3 protein-coding genes are annotated in these 3,309 nt (G+C 47.6%); all 3 read right to left on the bottom strand.

Annotated elements, in window-relative coordinates; translation table 11 throughout:
- Positions 1 to 130: 130 nt before the first annotated feature.
- Positions 131 to 1,507, bottom strand: coding sequence for a hypothetical protein (locus WCO51_11455; GenBank protein ID MEI6513870.1), 1,377 nt, complete (start codon positions 1,505 to 1,507; stop codon positions 131 to 133).
- 148 nt (positions 1,508 to 1,655) lie between these two features.
- Entirely contained in the window at positions 1,656 to 2,495 is an 840-nt protein-coding gene (locus WCO51_11450) for a serine protease (GenBank protein ID MEI6513869.1), read from the bottom strand.
- Positions 2,492 to 3,193, bottom strand: coding sequence for a hypothetical protein (locus tag WCO51_11445; protein MEI6513868.1), 702 nt, complete (start codon positions 3,191 to 3,193; stop codon positions 2,492 to 2,494). Before WCO51_11445 ends, WCO51_11450 begins: the two co-directional genes overlap by 4 nt.
- Between the last annotated feature and the right edge of the window lie 116 nt (positions 3,194 to 3,309).

Genomic DNA, 3,309 nt, shown 5'->3' with positions numbered 1-3,309 from the left:
GCACAGCGTAGATCTTGACGATGGCGTCCTTGATGTCGGGGGCGGCCTGGGCGGCGAAGGTGACAAGCCACAGCGTTACAAAAACAGTTAGCGTACGGTTCATATCATACCCCTCTATAAGCTTGTATAATCACATAGTCATAAGACGCCTTAACACATCACTACGTCCCGCATCATCTTTCGGCAGCAACAATGATTTATTACCCCGAACAAGAAAGTAAGGCGACTGAATGATCACCAGACGGCAACGCAAACGCACTTCTAGACCATAATACGTCTGGCCAACAAATATGGCCGCCTCGATCATGGGAGTATGCCATCGTCTAGCAGATATCGGCAATTCACTGTATTTGACTGAGCGGCCAATTTTTTCATCGATATTCGAGATTTTCAAGGACCCGTCGTCTGCGCACAGCCAACCCGGCGTGCCATAATTTACCGATTTCGATATAAGGACAATACTTGATAGTGCCGGATCCGCGTCATTACGAAGATAACCATTATACTCAAGTTCGTGAACCTCGACCCAGTCGTAGCGACCACCCTTCATTACTTGATCCCTACCATCGCGCAAGTGGAACAAAACCGGTAGTCTGACAGTCTTAAACACTTCAGCCATCATTCCTTGTGATTTGATGTAAAGCGATTCCTTCCAATTCATCAGGTATTGATTCCTCGCCTCTTTAGACATAAATTCTTGGTCCAACTTATCGGGGTTCTCACGCAAACCAGGAATCGGTATTTCTGATATCCTCTCACTTACATTCCTGATGCTTGCAAATATTTCACGACCCTCACCAGGTGTTATTTGCAAACGTTCACAATAGCTATTAATTGCACGAAAACATTCATCGATTGACACATCGTCCAACCTACCCTCGAATTCATCAATATTTGCGCACATTGGAAACTTTTTTACGCCAGCAGATGATGCTACTAGTTGCGTCACGTTTGAGACTCCCCCGAGTTTATAGGGATTACATCTGAGTTCACGGGACAACATATCAATATAGAATACGTAGCAATCATCCAGTTCCACTGTTGACAATACGTTGCTTTGTACCGGCGATGGCTGATTCACGGATTCAACTATCTTTCCGCGCTCTTTGATTCCTGAGCTTTGTACCGGCGATGGCTGATTCATGGACGCAACTATCTTGCCGCATTCTTTGATTCCTGTGCTTCTCCTAAACGCATCAACATATGCCCATCCATATACACGTAAGATGATGGCAAGAAAAACAACGATCACAAGCAAAGCGAATAGCACTCCAGCTATAACATAAGCAATTTTGATCGGCCTCTTAGTATTTCGAGCGATAATGCTTGGCTGAGCGGTCGGGATCGGGATACGAATAGATCTGCGGCATGTCGGGCACTGGATCTCACTTCCAGCCATATCAAAAGGAGCCTCGAGCATCTGAGCACATTCCGCGCAGGCGAAATGGATATCACTGATATTCTTACCCTCTTCGGATCCTGATTGACTTTCTATTACTGTAATCATATATGCCGCTGCCAAACCGCTCTTGCATGCATTCGCGCTAAAAAAAGAGGGATCGACCCACTTCCCTTTTACCTAACGCGCCTCAATACTCCCCCCAATAATTATTGTTGGCCGTCCTTGTTCTCATCGTTATCAGAAGAACCGTTTATCATTGGATATTATTCGTCACCATAGGCATCCATTGCGCGTGCTTAATCATCTCCGACGTGACACTGTAAACAATGGTCTGGCCCTTATCAGTGTTTGAAACAACACCAAAGCAGTTGTTTGACACGTCAACTACAGCGCCGCCTGATCCTCCAGCAGGTATCTCCTTGTTCAACACGAAAATCCCTTTTTCGGGGACTACAGCGGCGACAATCGCTGTATCAATCTGCTGATATGCGGTGTTATCTTGAAAAGAGATCACCTTGACCGTTTCCATCTGATGCGGCAAACGATCAGCCAATGGAAGCGGCTGTGCAATCTTTAGCAATGAGGAGCTAGATACTTTCATCAATGCTACGTCTGTCCGTTTCGACTCGCCTAAGCCACTTCTTGAAACAGGGACGGCTATCTTACTTGGCTCAACATCGGTAATACCGATTAAACAACGGACTTTTCTGCCTAACAGCTTGTCGCTGTTCGAGTTGAAATCAGGATGCTGTATACCGTCAAATATTACATGCGCGGCAGTCACAACAACCAGATCCCCACATTTGGCATCGATTAGCCAAGCCGATCCAATCGCGGACAGCGACAAAGGCTTTACCTCACTGTGCTTCACAGTTCTCGTATTGGTCCAATAGAAAGGCCAGGACCACTGAACACCTGAATCCCGCACTTGTGTCAATAACGTGCGCTCCGATTGAACATCAAGACTGGACCTGATTTTGACAACATAGGGCAGGACAGAATCAGATGCTGGATCACTCAAAGTCACGGTGCATGACATCAGCACCGCACAAAGAATGGCGAAGCCTGTTCCCTGAAACTTAGACGCGATCACTGGGCAGCCCCGCCCTTCTGACCAGGAACTGACGAATGCAAGGCCAAGGCCAAGAGTCCCGTCGCAACCGTACCACCAATCGCTAGCATCTGAGTCGCCACCTTGCTGTGGATAATTTTTTCCTCTTCTGAAGAGGACTTACTTACCTTTTCGTGCGCATATATTGCATATATTAAATACGCACCTACAACGATTAGGCATCCCTCTATCAGAAATACTGGCTTCTTAGCATATTGAGGATCCAGCTGTCTCAGCGCGTCATCTGCCGCCGCTATCTGCAGCTTATCTCCTGCCTTTTTAAAAAACGCAAGCCGAAGAGAGGCAAGGAATGCAGAAGTCGGATCGAAACGCTGCCCCTTTGTCGCAAACTCACCAGCTTCTTGGAATCGTCCCATTGCACCCAAGGCTTGTGATGCACAGGCGCATGCGAACGCTCTCTCTATTTCATTGCCTGCGGACTCTAAAGCTCTACATGCGGCGGCAAAACTCTTGTCGTGTTGGTACTCCTGATAGTAAGCAACAGCTGCAGTAATGGATTTATCATAGGCAGGTCGCCGTGAGGATTCATACTGCTTGATAGCTGCAGCTGCATCTCGAGGACCATCAGACTTGAATGACACGCATCCAGCCGTATTGACCGACACAAATCCTGCCAACGTAATCCCCGCTGTGAACTTCCAGAATGATTGCTTGCTCATTTCTTTCTCCATCGGCGCCGTTTCACTTTATCGTCCGCACCATCCCACTTGCACACCCGTACAAAAAAAGAGGGCGCGACCCCAAGTCACGCCGTCCCCATGGCCCACCAAAGGCC

This window comes from bacterium (genome assembly GCA_037131655.1).
Lineage (GTDB): Bacteria > Armatimonadota > Fimbriimonadia > Fimbriimonadales > JBAXQP01 > JBAXQP01.
This window is presented reverse-complemented; position numbering and strand designations above follow the sequence as displayed.